Raw genomic sequence first — 14,127 nt, forward strand, 5'->3', positions numbered from 1 at the left:
GAAAGAAATGATCAAACTTGGCATCGTAATGGATCCAATTTCATCCATTAACATCAAAAAAGACTCTAGCTTTGCCATGATGCTTGAAGCTCAGCGTCGTGGTTACGAAATCCACTACATGGAAATGGATGATCTACATTTAGATCAAGGCGTAGCCATTGCTGACACTAAGGTTGTTGAACTAAAAGAAGATCCAAACGGTTGGTACAAGTTCAAATCAGAACAGACTATCGCGCTATCCGATTTAGATGCGGTTCTGATGCGTAAAGATCCTCCGTTTGATACTGAGTACATCTACGCGACTTACATTCTTGAACGAGCTGAAGAGAACGGCGCACTTATCGTCAACAAGCCACAAAGCCTACGTGACTGTAACGAGAAGTTGTTCACGGCATGGTTCCCTGAACTGACACCAACCACCATCGTGACTCGTAAAGCTGAAAAAATTAAAGCGTTCCGCGAGAAGCACGGTGACGTGATTCTAAAACCACTTGATGGCATGGGTGGCGCGTCAATCTTCCGAGTGAAGGAAGGCGATCCTAACGTATCGGTAATCATTGAAACACTGACCAACCACGGTCAAAACTACGCAATGGCACAAACCTTTGTTCCAGACATCAGCAATGGTGATAAGCGTATTCTTGTGGTTGACGGTGAACCAATGCCTTACTGCCTAGCGCGTATTCCTGCGAAAGGGGAAACTCGAGGTAACCTTGCTGCTGGCGGTACAGGTGAAGCTCGCCCGCTGAGTGAAACAGACTGGGCTATCGCAAGAGCAGTTGCACCGGCATTAAAAGAGAAAGGTTTAATCTTTGTAGGACTTGATGTTATCGGTGACAAGCTAACTGAGATTAACGTAACGAGCCCAACTTGTATCCGTGAAATTGAAGCTGCTTTTGATATTTCTGTTACGGGTAAATTAATGGATGCAATCGAGCGTCGCGTTAACGCTAAATAGCCTAAACTTAAGAAAGTCTTAGCTATTCGCAAACATTTAGACACAGAATCAATGAGCGGCTTTACGCCGCTCTTTTTCCTTTACTGGGAACACACTGGCAGGAGGCTCTATGAATTTAACGAACCACTTTCTGGTCGCTATGCCCGGAATGAAAGACCCATACTTTCAAAACTCGGTGATCTACCTTTGTGAGCATAATGACGAAGGCGCAATGGGTCTGATGATCAACGCTCCTATTGATGTCACTGTCGGCAGCATGCTCAAACAAGTTGAGGTTGATTCTGAACAGCCGAAATCCAACCAAGCAAGTCTTGATAAGCCAGTACTTAATGGTGGGCCAGTTGCAGAAGATCGTGGGTTTATTTTGCATAAACCCAAAGGCAGTTATCAATCCAGCATCAACATGACGGATCAAATCTCAGTAACAACATCAAAAGATATCTTGATGGTGTTAGGGACTGAAGATGAACCGAACAATTATCTGGTTGCACTTGGTTATTCTGGGTGGGAGCCTGGCCAGTTGGAGATAGAACTGACCGAGAACTCATGGCTAACCGTTGAAGCCGATCCAAAGGTCATCTTTGACACACCGATCTCGGACCGCTGGAAAGTTGCGGTACAAATGTTAGGTATTAATGCCGCTCAGCTTTCAGCAGACGCAGGCCACGCCTAAACCAACCCAGCTCAGCTCAGCTCAATAAAGTAAACACTCAAACACAGATTAATTTGGAAGCCCCATGTCACGAACAATTATGGCATTTGACTACGGTACAAAAAGTATCGGCAGTGCGATTGGACAAGAAATCACAGGCACAGCAAGCCCCCTGAAAGCCTTTAAAGCCAAAGATGGCATCCCAAACTGGGACGATATCGAGAAGCAAATTAAGGAGTGGCAACCGAATCTGATTGTGGTTGGCCTTCCTACCGACCTTCATGGTAAAGATCTAGCAGCTATTACACCCAGAGCGAAGAAATTCGCTAACCGTCTTAAAGGACGCTTTGGTGTGGATGTTGAACTGCATGATGAAAGACTTTCTACGACAGAAGCAAGGGCCGACCTTTTTGAAATGGGCGGCTATAAAGCGCTAAGTAAAGGTAACGTCGATAATCAATCAGCCGTTGTAATTCTAGAGAGCTGGTTTGAAGCACAATATGGCTAAGTTATTTATTTAGCAAACTCGAGCAAGCTTATGATCCCTTGCCATTTTAACTGCGTAATGGAGGAGCGATAAAGGAAAAGAACTTGGGAGTTCATATGAAAATTTTTCTAGCAATATTCATAGCGTTATCTATAACGGCATGCAGCTCAATGGGAAGCGGTTCCGCGGGTTACGACGGTCAACAGTACCCGTCAAAAATCAAATTAGAAAAGGAGCGCGGTTACTCATATGATAACCATCGCTCCAACATGCACTCATCTAACATGCATTAAGTTATAAACGAATAAAACCCGCCACAGAAGCGGGTTTTGTGTTTATCAACAAAGCCGTGACTTAGCCCATATCAATCTTAACGCCAGCCAAAGCACCGGTCCCGTAGTCATCATCGCCACGTCTGGTTTTGAGCATTAAGCGCAAGTCGTTAGCGGAGTCAGCACTGTGGAACGCATCCTCTTCGCTGATCTTGCCTGCTATCACTAAATCATACAAAGCTTGGTCAAAAGTCTGCATACCTATCTCTTTCGATTTAACCATGGTTGCTTTCAGTTCGTGTAGTTCACCACGACGTATCAAGTCAGACACACGAGGGCTATTCAGCAGAATCTCGAATACACCATGACGCCCGCTGCCATTCTTGTCGCGAATGAGTTGCTGAGCGACGACACCACGTAGGTTCATCGATAGGTCAAACAAGAACTGTTCTTTCTGCTCTTTCGGCACCAAGTGGAGAATACGTTCTAACGCTTGGTTAGCGTTATTGGCGTGCAAGGTTGCCATACACAAGTGACCCGTTTCAGCAAAAGTCATCGCGTATTCCATGGTCTCACGGCTACGGATTTCGCCAATCAAAATCATATCAGGGGCTTGGCGCAAAGAGTTCTTAAGCGCAACTTCATAGCTCTCGGTGTCGAGTCCAACCTCACGTTGCGTTACGATGCACTTTTTATGTTCGTGGACGAACTCAATCGGATCTTCAACCGTCAAGATATGTCCCGAGCGATTGGTGTTGCGATAGCCGGTCATCGCGGCCATCGAGGTTGATTTACCAGAGCCAGTCGCACCGACCACCAACACAAGTCCGCGCTTAGCAATTGAAAGGTCCTGCAGTACATCAGGAAGCTTTAGTTGCTCAAAGGTTGGGATGTTAGTTTCGATACGTCGAATGACCGCTCCAGGTAGCTCTCGTTGAAAGAATGCACTGACACGAAAACGACCAAAGTCACGCACGATAGCAAAATTAGCCTCACGCGTTTGCTGATATTCATCACGTCGGTCTTGTTCCATCATCGCATCAAGTAATTGAGCAACCTGAGCCGCATTCAGCTTCTCTCCTTGAGGACGTAATTCACCATCCACACGAAACAGGATTGGCGCATCGACCGTGATATAAAGATCCGACGCCTTTTGTGAAAGCATTCCCTCAAGGATTTGATTCAATTCCATTTTGTTCACCTTGATTAAAACATTGAGGTTTCAATTTCGATCTTTTTCTCGACCTCTTCCGAATCAACCAAGCCTTGAGCCATCAGCTGCTTCGCATTTTGCTCCATGGTCTGCATGCCGTGCGCTGCGCCCGTTTGAATAATCGAGTACATCTGCGCGACTTTATCTTCACGAATCAAGTTTCTGATTGCAGGTGTCGCCATCATGATTTCATGACAAGCGACACGACCACCACCGACACGCTTTAATAGTTTCTGGGCAATCACCGAACGTAACGATTCAGACAGCATCGAACGAACCATATCTTTGTCGCTACCCGGGAATACATCGATAATACGGTCTACGGTTTTTGCTGCAGAGCTAGTATGCAAAGTACCAAAAACTAGGTGACCAGTTTCTGCGGCCGTTAACGCTAAGCTGATCGTCTCTTGGTCACGAAGCTCACCTACAAGAATTACGTCCGGGTCTTCACGTAACGCACTGCGTAGCGCCGCTTTAAAGCTGTGCGTATCACGATGAACTTCACGCTGGTTAACCAGACATTTATTATTGGTGTGAACGAATTCAATTGGGTCTTCAATGGTCAAAATGTGTTTGTTGTGATTACGGTTTACATAATCAACCATCGCCGCCAAAGTTGTCGATTTACCAGACCCCGTAGGGCCAGTCACCAGCACTAAGCCTTTTTCATAATTGGCAATTTTTTCAAAAATATCAGGTGCGCCCAACTGCTCTAACGTTGGGATTTCTACAGGGATGGTTCGAAAGACCGCTGAGCACCCACGGGCTTGGTTAAAAGCATTAACACGGAATCGGCCAACATTGGGTAATTCAAAAGAGAAGTCGACTTCCAATTTTTCCTCAAACTCACCGCGCTGTGAGTCGTCCATGATCTCAAAAACTAAACGATGCACATCAGCATGACTCAAAGCTGGGATTCCAAGCTTCCTTACTTCACCATCTATACGTACCATTGGAGATACACCCGCAGAAAGATGTAGATCTGACGCGTTATGCTTTACACTAAAATCTAGTAACTCAGTGATATCCATTTATTTTCCCTTAAGTAAAGTCAGCTATGAGTAGTATTCAACAAAATATCGAACAAATCACCTCACAGATTCGTAGTGCTGAACAAAAGTGCGGACGAGCTCCAGACTCCGTGCAACTTTTAGCCGTCAGTAAAACTAAACCTATTGATGCGATTCTAGAAGCCGCACTCGGAGGTCAAGTTGCCTTTGGTGAAAACTATGTTCAAGAAGGTGTCGATAAAGTAAAACACTTTTCAGAACAACATTCTAACCTAAATTTAGAATGGCATTTTATTGGCCCAATCCAATCTAATAAAACTCGCCCTATTGCGGAAAGCTTCCAATGGGTGCATTCCGTTGATCGCGATAAGATCGCACAAAGGCTTCATGATCAGCGACCAAACGAGCTTCCACCTCTACAAGTGCTCATTCAAGTGAACACCAGTGGTGAAGATTCAAAATCAGGAACGTCAGAAGAAACAGTTTTTGCGCTCGCAGAGTTGATTTCGTCGCTCCCTAACCTCACTTTAAGAGGGTTGATGTCGATTCCCGCAAACGTATCTGACTATCAATCTCAGCTTAAGGCATTTTCTCAACTGGCAGATCTTCAACAAAAGCTCGCAGCGAAGTATCCAGACATCGATACCCTTTCAATGGGTATGAGTGGTGATATGGATGCAGCAGTTGAGGCTGGTAGCACAATGGTTCGTATTGGAACGGCCATCTTTGGTGCTCGTGATTACGCGAATAACCGTAGTAAGTAACCAAGTACAAGTATTGATACAGCTTCGCTTGAACCGCGCAGCGACACGCTCAGGATTTTATATATGGAACATAAGAACATCGCCTTTATTGGGGCGGGAAACATGGTTCGCTCGATTGTAGCGGGCTTAGTCGCGAGTGGTTACCCAGCGCAAAAGATTACTGCTACAGCACCTTCAGACACCAGAAGGCTGCCGCTAGAGCAAGAGTACAGCATCAATACCACCAACGATAATATTGCCGCAGCAGAGCAAGCAGACGTTATTGTGCTATCGGTGAAGCCACAAATGATGGCTGATGTATGTAAACCCTTACAAGGTATCGATTTCAGCAACAAACTGGTTATCTCAATTGCAGCGGGTATTAATGCGAATCGACTCAATGAGATGTTAAACTGCCAGCTGAACCTTGTTCGTGTGATGCCAAACACGCCATCGCTGCTTGGTAAAGGGATGAGCGGTCTTTATGCCGATTCAACGGTCAGCCAAAATGATAAAGACTTTGCTTCTCAGCTGATGCAAGCTGTAGGTGAAGTTAGCTGGGTTGAGCAAGAGTCTGGGATTAATAACATCATTGCGGCGGCGGGCAGTGCTCCGGCTTACTTCTTCCTATTTATGGAAGCAATGCAAGCCGAAGCAATCAACCAAGGCTTCGACCAGGAAACCGCTCGTAAATTAGTGCAGCAGTCGGCATTAGGTGCGGCAGAGATGGTGGTTGCAAATCCAGACACAGAATTATCTACACTGCGTGAACAAGTGACTTCAAAAGGCGGCACAACCGCAGAAGCACTGCGCACGTTTAACGACCATCAACTTTCAGATATCGTAGCAAAAGCCATGCAAGCGGCGGTTGCTCGAGCTGAAGAGATGGAAAAACTGTTTTAATACTAATGACAGTAAAAAAGCATTTTGTCGCTCGGGTTATATCTAAGCGGCAAGTAAATCCGAAAAAGGAAACAATATGAACTCGATGAGCTTTCTGATCTCGACCGTTTTTGATCTTTACATAATGGTTGTGATCTTGCGTATCTGGCTACAAGCATCACGTGCAGATTTCTACAACCCATTCTCACAATTTATCGTAAAAGCGACACAACCGGTTGTTGCACCACTACGCCGAGTAATTCCATCAATCGGCAGCCTTGATCTTGCGACGGTTGTTTTCGCTTATGTGCTATGTGTACTTAAGTTCGTCGCTCTAAATCTGATTATCTCTGGCGGTGCGGCTGTATTTGACATCAGCTTCCTGATATTTGGAGCGCTATCTCTGCTTAAGGCGGCTGGTGGTTTGATCTTCTGGGTTCTGCTAATCCGTGCAATCCTGAGCTGGGTTAGCCAAGGCCGTAGCCCAATCGAATACGTATTCCATCAGTTAACAGAACCAATGTTAACGCCAATTCGCCGTATCCTTCCTGATATGGGTGGCTTCGACCTAAGCGTGCTGGTTCTGTTCATTGTTCTGCAATTTGCGAACTTCTTAATGGGCGACATGATCGGTCCTATTTGGTATCAGCTATAGTTCAAGTACGAACATCAGGTACTTTGACGATGCCAAAAGCAGTTTGGGCCGAAGAAGACGATATTCTTCTTAGGCTCTATATCCAACCCAAGGCAAGCCGCGATAAAATCGTTGGCTTACACGGAGAGGAACTGAAAATTGCCATTACCGCACCACCGGTTGATGGCAAAGCAAATGCTCACTTAGCGAAATACCTTGCGAAACAATTTAAGGTCGCGAAAGGGCAAATTAAGATAGAAAAGGGAGAGCTCGGTCGGCATAAGCAAGTTCGAATATGCTCACCAAGTCAGATCCCAACTGAAGTCAAAGCCATCCTATGATGGCTTTTTGCTATTTATTGGAGTCATTATGCGTCTATGGATAACAGCACTACTCACCGCTCTGATTGCCCTACCAAGCTCGGCAGGACAGTTTAAAAGTATCAAGGATGTCGAGGTTCATTACTCGGCTTTCAATTCCACGTTTTTAACTGCGCAGGTCGCTAAGCAATATAAGCTGAAACGAAACGGATACTCAGCGATTCTAAACATCAGCGTTCTAGACAACGCTTCCCTAGGCAAGCCTGCAACAACGGCTAAAATTACGGGAACAGCACGAAACCTAGTAGGTAACACTCGCACGCTTAACTTCCGTGAAATAAAGGAAGGCGATGCGATCTATTACCTTGCAGAGTTCCCTATCACTCACGAAGAAAACATCACTTTTAATATTGATGTTAACGCTGGTTTGAAAGGCACAGGTCCACTGCGTTTTACACAAAAATTCTATATAGAAGAGTAGCTTCAAAGCTCACTTTTCTAGTCATTAACTTATTAGAGCCACATTCCCATGAGTAAGATTGTTTTAGCAACAGGCAACCAAGGCAAAGTTCGCGAGATGGCAGATATTCTGTCTGAGTTTGGTTTCGACATTGTCGCGCAAAGTGAATTTAACGTTTCAGAAGTCGCAGAAACGGGAACAACTTTCATTGAAAATGCCATCATCAAAGCTCGCCACGCTGCGAAAGAGACGGGGCTACCAGCCATTGCTGACGATTCTGGCTTAGAAGTTGATTACCTTAACGGTGCACCCGGTATCTACTCAGCGCGTTACTCAGGTGAAGGGGCGACTGATAAGCAGAACATCGAAAAGCTGTTAGATGCTATGCAAGGTGTAGACGTTGAAAAACGCACAGCTCGTTTTCACTGTGTATTGGTACTAATGCGTCACGAAAACGATCCGACTCCATTAGTATGTCACGGTAAATGGGAAGGTCGCATTCTGACTGAAGAACACGGTGAGAATGGCTTTGGCTACGATCCTGTATTCTTTGTACCAGAAGATAACTGCGCCTCAGCTGAGCTTGAATCGTCACGTAAGAAGCAACTGTCACACCGTGGTAAAGCCCTCGCATCATTATTCAAGACTCTCAAGGAGCAAGCTCTGTAATGCACAATGCAGCGCTAATACCACCCGCACTCAGCCTCTATGTCCACATCCCATGGTGTGTACAAAAGTGTCCGTATTGTGATTTTAACTCTCATGCTCTAAAAGCCGAGATTCCTGAAAAAGAGTACATCGATGCTCTGCTTGAGGATCTCGATACCGATATCGAAAAGTACCAACTCAATGACGCACCTCGCCCATTGCATTCGATCTTTATTGGTGGCGGCACGCCGAGTTTATTTTCTCCAGAAGGAATCGGTCGATTGCTGCAAGGCATTAAACAGCGCATCCCGTTCAAACCTGAAATAGAAATTACCATGGAAGCCAACCCGGGAACTATCGAAGCTGAGCGTTTTGCTGGTTATCAAAAAGCAGGGGTTAGTCGAATCTCGGTGGGCGTGCAAAGTTTTGAGCAAGAGAAACTGGAAAGGCTTGGGCGTATTCACGGTCAAGACGAAGCGGTTAACGCAGCTCATTTAGCGCATAAAATCGGATTAAATAGCTTCAACCTAGATCTAATGCACGGCTTACCGGATCAGAGTATTGATCAAGCGTTGGCTGATTTAGACAAAGCGATCGAACTCGATCCTCCGCATTTATCTTGGTATCAGCTAACAATAGAACCTAACACCATGTTCTATTACAAAACACCAAAGCTACCTGACGATGATGACCTTTGGGATATCTTCGACTTAGGCCATAAGAAGCTCGCAGACGCAGGTTATGTACAGTACGAAATTTCAGGTTACAGCAAGCCGGGATATCAGTGTCAGCATAATCTCAACTACTGGCGCTTTGGTGACTACCTAGGTATTGGCTGTGGCTCTCATGGCAAGCTGAGTTTTGCAGATGGACGTATTGTTCGCACCACTAAGGTTAAACACCCTAGAGGTTACCTAGCCGCGTATCAGAATCTGGTGAAGCCCTATCTGTCGGATGAACTTGAAGTCCCTAATGAGGACCGCCCTTTTGAGTTCTTCATGAACCGCTTCAGGCTAATGGAAGCGTGTCCAAAGCAGGATTTCATTGATACTACGGGGCTTGGTTTTGACTCTATTCAAGAAACTATTGAATGGGCAAAAGAGCTAGGCTACTTGAATGAAACCAACAGCCATTGGCAGATCACTGAAAAAGGAAAACTCTTCTTAAACGATTTGCTTGAAGCCTTTATGGCAGAAGAAGACGAATAGTTCGAACGCTAGAGTACAAAAAGCCTCTCATCACGAGATAATGCCGTTCGGATAAGCATTATTGCTTGAACCTGAACGGATATTTGGCTGGGACAAAGAGGACTGAACGTGGAAACGTTCGGTCCTTTCTTTTATCTGGAAGAATGAAGTGACTCAAACTGTCTCTCATCCTTTTCAGTTTTACAGGTAGAGTTCCGTCTGGACTTAAAGCTAACCAACGTAATTGCGCATCAATAAGGTTAATTGCGGCGGTAAAACTGACCCTAGTCGCTCGAACCCCGGCTTCTGAAGCTATCTTAACCATCTCTAATCGCACTAAGTTATAGGCAAGTAATACGCCCCACAGCTCTTGCTTCAAACCGGCAGAAAAACGACTTCGTAAAGTGACGTGACTTTGCAGTTGAGTCTGTTTAATTTCACCATAACCTTCTTCTATCTCCCAGCGTTGCCAATAAATACGCAGCAGGCTTTCTAGCGAGTATCTACTAGGGTCTGTAAGTGAAGTAATAAAACCTTTTATCTCACCTTTTGGCTCTTGATATAGGACTAATCTGGCTTCCCAACGTGCGGGTAAATTCGGATTCTGCCGTTGAGCTTGAGGAGAGATGGGCATTGAGATGAGCATGTCGTTCTCCGCATATTTCTCCAACACTTCATAGCGTAGCTTACGCTTTGCAGGCATTAACCAGTGAGCATTTTCCGCACTCTCTTGCCACGACAACAAGAGGTCTGCCGAGAAATAACAACGATCAAATAAGGTCAATGAATGTGCGGGGATATCATTGAATAGGCGCTTAGCTAAGGTCGTTTCACCGACATGACAGCCATCAAAAGCCGCCCCCATAATCATTCGAGTTTCTGTTGACATCAAAGCGACTAAACGAAGTTGAGGGTAAGGTTTCAATTTTTTAGAGATGAACCCAAATTCTTCAGCGTTCTCTGGGGAATCTTGGCACCTAAATGTTGTCCCATCGACAGCAAGAACATTAAGCTCTAAGTCTTTGTCTTGTTGAAGGATATCTCCATTCCAAGCCTTTACCGTTGTGTGAAACAGAGCCGCTAACGGACTCTCATCTAGACGTCGGCGTGAATCAGTTAGGACACTGGGTGCAACACGAGACCAGCTATCTTCAGGTTTAGGCTGAAGTGCAATGTCTAATGAACTGCACACCTCTTTGATAGACATGTTGCGTTGCAGCCCCATCCAAATAACTAACCAGACAGCTTGCTGAGCGGGAAGCCGACGTCGTCTTATGCTCGCTTTATTGGTTTCAAGAAGAGCTTGTTCTATCCACTCAATCTGAATGGCGTCGACAACAGATTCATAATTGTCGGCATCTTCAATGGTCTCGTGTGCCATTGCTAATTCTTGTTCAAGCATAAAAAAATCCCCATCAACGTTGTTGATGGGGATTATCTGCTAACTGCAAGATCGTTCAAGTCTTCTTAAACGATCGGCATTATCTCATCACGAGAGGCTTTTTTTGTCGAGCTTAGAACTTAGAAAATAGAGCGACCAATACGCTCTGAGAGTAATTCTAAAGCCTGAGTTCCCGCCAGTGAATTACCCGATGCATCCAACTCTGGAGACCACACCGCGATCGTCATTTCGCCAGGAACAATCGCAATAATCCCACCGCCAACACCCGATTTACCCGGCATACCAACACGATAGGCAAACTCTCCTGCCCCATCGTACAAACCACATGTCGCAAGCAAAGCATTCAGCTGTTTGGTTTGAACTGGCGTGATGATCTCTTTCTTGGTTTGAACCGACACACCTTTGTTCGCCAAATAACTAAAGGTCTTCGCCAAATCCACACAGGTCATTTTAAGCGCACAAGCATGAAAGTAATTGTTGAGTACGGGAATAACATCGTTCTCAAAATTACCAAATGAACGCATCAAGTAAGCGATAGCAGCATTACGATCGCTGTGCATCATCTCAGAAGCCGCCACAACCTTGTCATACACGATATGTGTATCACCTGATAGCTGACGGACAAATTCTAATAAACGGTGTCTTGGTGCTGATAGACGGCTTTGTAATAAGTCGGCAACGACAATTGCGCCAGCATTAATAAACGGGTTACGAGGGATGCCGTGTTCCATCTCAAGCTGAATCATCGAGTTAAAGGCTTGTCCTGATGGCTCCTTCCCTACTCGCTGCCATATCTCTTCCGGCTTATACAGCACCATTGCTAGCGTTAGGCTTAGAGCTTTCGAAATTGATTGCACGGAAAAGGCTTCATCAGCATCGCCAGCTTGAATAACTTCACCTTCATTGGTGTATACCGCAATCGCCAATTTCTGGTTCGATACGCGAGCCAATGCAGGAATATAGTCAGCGACCTTTCCCTGACCAATTAAGGGACGAACTTCGTCTAAAATCTCGGCTAAAATAGCTTGAGTTGGTTTCATGTGAGCTTACTTCTTATTGTTATTTTTGTAGGGGTGTGACATTCAGTTTTGTCCTTAAACTTCTAATTTGATAAAAGCCTAAGGACAAAAAAGCCAACACTACAATAATGTTGGCTTTTATCAATCCCATAAAGTGTAGGGTTTAATCCTAAGTCGGATTCACCTTCACTTAATTTGATTCAGAATTACTTAGTACGCTTGAACTTAATGTCCCAAACACCATGACCTAAACGGTGGCCACGAGCTTCAAACTTAGTTAGCGGACGCTCGTCTGGACGAGGAATGTAATCACCATCTTCAGCGATATTCTCGAAACCTGGAGCGACGTTCATCACTTCAATCATATGTTCTGCGTAGTTTTCCCAGTCTGTTGCCATGTGGAAAATACCAGTATCAAGTTGCAGCTTACCGCGAACCATCTCTGCAAACTCAGCCTTAACGATACGACGTTTGTGGTGACGAGCTTTATGCCATGGGTCAGGGAAGAACAGTTGCAGTGTATGCAGGCTGCTGTCTGGGATCATGTGTTCAAATACTTCTACTGCATCGTGACACATTACACGCAGGTTAGTTACGCCAGCATCGCGAGCTGTACCTAAACACGCACCAACACCTGGGCTGTGAACTTCAATACCTAAGAAGTTTTTCTCAGGCGCATTCTTTGCCATTTCAACCAGTGATGCACCCATACCGAAGCCAATTTCTAGTACAACAGGGTTGTCGTTGCCAAACACTTCTTTCCAATTAAGAAGTTCTGGGTTGTAGTCGATACCCATTGTTGGCCAACATTCGTTCATCGCGTTTTCTTGGCCTTTTGTTAAGCGGCCTTCGCGGCGAACAAAACTACGGATCTTACGAACCAGTTTGCCGTCTTCAGTATATTCGTTAGTGGTCACTTCACTCATTGATTTTTGCCTGCACATTGATTAATCAAAGCGGGGATTATCCAAAGAATTGCCTCCGGTGCAAGTCTTTCCGTGGATAAATTCCCACACAATTTGTCTGTTTTACATCCAACCGTAAGTGTGGTGCAATTTCACTCCTAATAATAGCAAAGCATAGAGCATGTCGTGACTCCTTTCGCAACCGCCATATTAAAGTGGTATGACGCCTTTGGGCGCAAAGAATTACCTTGGCAACAAAACAAAACCGCCTACACCGTTTGGCTATCTGAAATCATGCTTCAGCAGACTCAAGTGGCCACGGTGATTCCATACTACCAGCGCTTTTTAGAACGCTTTCCAACAGTTATTGACCTAGCGAACGCCGAACAAGATGAGGTGCTGCACTTATGGACAGGGCTTGGCTATTACGCGCGAGCTCGTAACTTACATAAGGCTGCCAAGATTGTTACCGAGCAATACGGTGGTGAATTTCCGCTTTCTATCGAAGAAATGAACGCGCTACCGGGTATTGGGCGCTCTACTGCCGCTGCAGTGTTGTCCTCTGTGCATAAACTCCCTCATGCGATTCTTGATGGCAACGTCAAACGCACCTTAGCTAGAAGCTTTGCAGTAGAAGGTTGGCCGGGGCAAAAGAAAGTCGAGAACCAGCTTTGGGAACACGCAGAAGCACACACTCCCAATCAAGATGTTGATAAGTACAATCAAGCCATGATGGACATGGGTGCGATGGTTTGTACTCGTAGCAAGCCCAAATGTACGTTATGCCCGATTGAAAGCATGTGTGAAGCTAAGAAGCTCGATAGACAGCTCGATTTCCCTGGTAAGAAACCTAAGAAAGAAAAGCCGATAAAAGAAACATGGTTTGTGATTCTGTACCACAACAATCAAGTATGGCTCGAACAACGCCCTCAATCTGGTATCTGGGGAGGACTATTCTGTTTCCCTCAAAATGAAAACGCAGAGATCGAACATCAATTAGATCTTCGTTCGATCAAAGACAACGAAACCGATTCGATCAAGACCATGATTGCGTTTCGACATACTTTCAGCCACTACCACTTAGATATCACACCTGTATTAGTAAAATTAGATAAACAACCAGATTTGATAATGGAAGGGACTAAAGGTCTCTGGTATAACTTATCAAAACCGGAAGAAATTGGCCTAGCAGCTCCTGTAAAGCAGCTTATTGAGAGCCTACCCTTTGAACTGAACGACGTTTGAATCAACGAACGCGATAAGAGGAACCACTATGAGCCGCACTGTATTTTGTGCTCGCCTTCAAAAAGATGCTGAAGGCCTAGATTTTCAACT

The 14,127-nt window shown here is 45.2% G+C and carries 16 protein-coding genes; 11 read left to right on the top strand and 5 right to left on the bottom strand.

Annotation, left to right across the window (positions count from 1 at the left end):
• Nucleotides 1-7 precede the first annotated feature (7 nt).
• From gshB to ruvX, 3 genes are all read left to right on the top strand, one after another.
• Nucleotides 8-958 carry a glutathione synthase gene (gene gshB / locus MED222_RS07620; protein ID WP_009847696.1) on the top strand — a complete coding sequence of 317 codons (951 nt, stop codon included), beginning with the start codon at nt 8-10 and terminating at the stop codon, nt 956-958.
• A gap of 109 nt (nt 959-1,067) precedes the next feature.
• Complete coding sequence (locus tag MED222_RS07615; protein ID WP_009847697.1) at nt 1,068-1,631, top strand: YqgE/AlgH family protein; 564 nt, start codon at nt 1,068-1,070, stop codon at nt 1,629-1,631.
• Between the two features lie 64 nt (nt 1,632-1,695).
• A complete protein-coding gene (ruvX, locus tag MED222_RS07610; protein WP_009847698.1) occupies nt 1,696-2,118 on the top strand; it encodes a Holliday junction resolvase RuvX in 423 nt (140 codons plus the stop codon).
• A gap of 333 nt (nt 2,119-2,451) precedes the next feature.
• Here ruvX and MED222_RS07605 read toward each other — a convergent pair whose 3' ends face one another.
• Both MED222_RS07605 and MED222_RS07600 read right to left on the bottom strand, forming a co-directional pair.
• Nucleotides 2,452-3,561 (bottom strand): PilT/PilU family type 4a pilus ATPase, encoded by a 1,110-nt coding sequence (locus MED222_RS07605; protein ID WP_009847699.1) that lies wholly within the window; start codon nt 3,559-3,561, stop codon nt 2,452-2,454.
• Nucleotides 3,562-3,575: 14 nt separating this feature from the next.
• A complete protein-coding gene (locus MED222_RS07600; RefSeq protein ID WP_009847700.1) occupies nt 3,576-4,613 on the bottom strand; it encodes a type IV pilus twitching motility protein PilT in 1,038 nt (345 codons plus the stop codon).
• Nucleotides 4,614-4,639: 26 nt separating this feature from the next.
• On the opposite strand from MED222_RS07600, the gene MED222_RS07595 reads away from it, so the two are divergent.
• The 7 genes from MED222_RS07595 (at nt 4,640) to hemW (ending at nt 9,487) form a co-directional block, all read left to right on the top strand.
• The gene (locus MED222_RS07595) at nt 4,640-5,356 is read left to right on the top strand and encodes a YggS family pyridoxal phosphate-dependent enzyme (RefSeq protein WP_009847701.1); all 717 of its coding nucleotides are present in this window, start codon (nt 4,640-4,642) and stop codon (nt 5,354-5,356) included.
• Nucleotides 5,357-5,419: 63 nt separating this feature from the next.
• On the top strand, nt 5,420-6,238 hold the full coding sequence (proC, locus tag MED222_RS07590; RefSeq protein WP_009847702.1) for a pyrroline-5-carboxylate reductase: 819 nt from the start codon (nt 5,420-5,422) through the stop codon (nt 6,236-6,238).
• 76 nt (nt 6,239-6,314) lie between these two features.
• Nucleotides 6,315-6,872 carry a YggT family protein gene (locus MED222_RS07585; RefSeq protein WP_004735475.1) on the top strand — a complete coding sequence of 186 codons (558 nt, stop codon included), beginning with the start codon at nt 6,315-6,317 and terminating at the stop codon, nt 6,870-6,872.
• A 29-nt stretch (nt 6,873-6,901) separates the two neighbouring features.
• Nucleotides 6,902-7,192, top strand: coding sequence for a DUF167 family protein YggU (gene yggU / locus MED222_RS07580; RefSeq protein ID WP_009847703.1), 291 nt, complete (start codon nt 6,902-6,904; stop codon nt 7,190-7,192).
• Between the two features lie 28 nt (nt 7,193-7,220).
• Entirely contained in the window at nt 7,221-7,652 is a 432-nt protein-coding gene (locus tag MED222_RS07575; protein ID WP_004735472.1) for a DUF4426 domain-containing protein, read from the top strand.
• A 48-nt stretch (nt 7,653-7,700) separates the two neighbouring features.
• Nucleotides 7,701-8,300, top strand: a complete 600-nt coding sequence (locus MED222_RS07570) for an XTP/dITP diphosphatase (RefSeq protein ID WP_009847704.1) — start codon at nt 7,701-7,703, stop codon at nt 8,298-8,300.
• Entirely contained in the window at nt 8,300-9,487 is a 1,188-nt protein-coding gene (gene hemW / locus MED222_RS07565; protein WP_009847705.1) for a radical SAM family heme chaperone HemW, read from the top strand. Before MED222_RS07570 ends, hemW begins: the two co-directional genes overlap by 1 nt.
• A 58-nt stretch (nt 9,488-9,545) precedes the next feature.
• Here the strand turns inward: hemW and MED222_RS07560 are convergent, their stop codons facing one another.
• The 3 genes from MED222_RS07560 to trmB all read right to left on the bottom strand — a co-directional run bounded on the left by MED222_RS07560 (nt 9,546) and on the right by trmB (nt 12,813).
• Nucleotides 9,546-10,868, bottom strand: a complete 1,323-nt coding sequence (locus tag MED222_RS07560) for an IS4-like element ISVbsp1 family transposase (RefSeq protein ID WP_009847706.1) — start codon at nt 10,866-10,868, stop codon at nt 9,546-9,548.
• A 119-nt stretch (nt 10,869-10,987) separates the two neighbouring features.
• Nucleotides 10,988-11,908, bottom strand: a complete 921-nt coding sequence (gene glsB / locus MED222_RS07555; protein WP_009847707.1) for a glutaminase B — start codon at nt 11,906-11,908, stop codon at nt 10,988-10,990.
• A 185-nt stretch (nt 11,909-12,093) separates the two neighbouring features.
• Nucleotides 12,094-12,813 carry a tRNA (guanosine(46)-N7)-methyltransferase TrmB gene (gene trmB / locus MED222_RS07550; protein WP_004735468.1) on the bottom strand — a complete coding sequence of 240 codons (720 nt, stop codon included), beginning with the start codon at nt 12,811-12,813 and terminating at the stop codon, nt 12,094-12,096.
• A gap of 165 nt (nt 12,814-12,978) precedes the next feature.
• Here trmB and mutY point away from each other — a divergent pair, with 165 nt between their 5' ends.
• A complete protein-coding gene (mutY, locus tag MED222_RS07545) occupies nt 12,979-14,037 on the top strand; it encodes an A/G-specific adenine glycosylase (protein WP_009847708.1) in 1,059 nt (352 codons plus the stop codon).
• Nucleotides 14,038-14,127: the final 90 nt, after the last annotated feature.

The organism is Vibrio sp. MED222 (genome assembly GCF_000153005.1).
GTDB lineage: Bacteria > Pseudomonadota > Gammaproteobacteria > Enterobacterales > Vibrionaceae > Vibrio > Vibrio tasmaniensis_A.

What these genes read in the sequence shown, in the direction of transcription:
- gshB (WP_009847696.1), top strand. Translation starts at nt 8, where the DNA reads ATGATCAAACTTGGCATCGTAATGGATCCAATTTCATCCATTAACATC.
- MED222_RS07615 (WP_009847697.1), top strand. Translation starts at nt 1,068, where the DNA reads ATGAATTTAACGAACCACTTTCTGGTCGCTATGCCCGGAATGAAAGAC.
- ruvX (WP_009847698.1), top strand. Translation starts at nt 1,696, where the DNA reads ATGTCACGAACAATTATGGCATTTGACTACGGTACAAAAAGTATCGGC.
- MED222_RS07605 (WP_009847699.1), bottom strand. Translation starts at nt 3,561, where the DNA reads ATGGAATTGAATCAAATCCTTGAGGGAATGCTTTCACAAAAGGCGTCG.
- MED222_RS07600 (WP_009847700.1), bottom strand. Translation starts at nt 4,613, where the DNA reads ATGGATATCACTGAGTTACTAGATTTTAGTGTAAAGCATAACGCGTCA.
- MED222_RS07595 (WP_009847701.1), top strand. Translation starts at nt 4,640, where the DNA reads ATGAGTAGTATTCAACAAAATATCGAACAAATCACCTCACAGATTCGT.
- proC (WP_009847702.1), top strand. Translation starts at nt 5,420, where the DNA reads ATGGAACATAAGAACATCGCCTTTATTGGGGCGGGAAACATGGTTCGC.
- MED222_RS07585 (WP_004735475.1), top strand. Translation starts at nt 6,315, where the DNA reads ATGAACTCGATGAGCTTTCTGATCTCGACCGTTTTTGATCTTTACATA.
- yggU (WP_009847703.1), top strand. Translation starts at nt 6,902, where the DNA reads ATGCCAAAAGCAGTTTGGGCCGAAGAAGACGATATTCTTCTTAGGCTC.
- MED222_RS07575 (WP_004735472.1), top strand. Translation starts at nt 7,221, where the DNA reads ATGCGTCTATGGATAACAGCACTACTCACCGCTCTGATTGCCCTACCA.
- MED222_RS07570 (WP_009847704.1), top strand. Translation starts at nt 7,701, where the DNA reads ATGAGTAAGATTGTTTTAGCAACAGGCAACCAAGGCAAAGTTCGCGAG.
- hemW (WP_009847705.1), top strand. Translation starts at nt 8,300, where the DNA reads ATGCACAATGCAGCGCTAATACCACCCGCACTCAGCCTCTATGTCCAC.
- MED222_RS07560 (WP_009847706.1), bottom strand. Translation starts at nt 10,868, where the DNA reads ATGCTTGAACAAGAATTAGCAATGGCACACGAGACCATTGAAGATGCC.
- glsB (WP_009847707.1), bottom strand. Translation starts at nt 11,908, where the DNA reads ATGAAACCAACTCAAGCTATTTTAGCCGAGATTTTAGACGAAGTTCGT.
- trmB (WP_004735468.1), bottom strand. Translation starts at nt 12,813, where the DNA reads ATGAGTGAAGTGACCACTAACGAATATACTGAAGACGGCAAACTGGTT.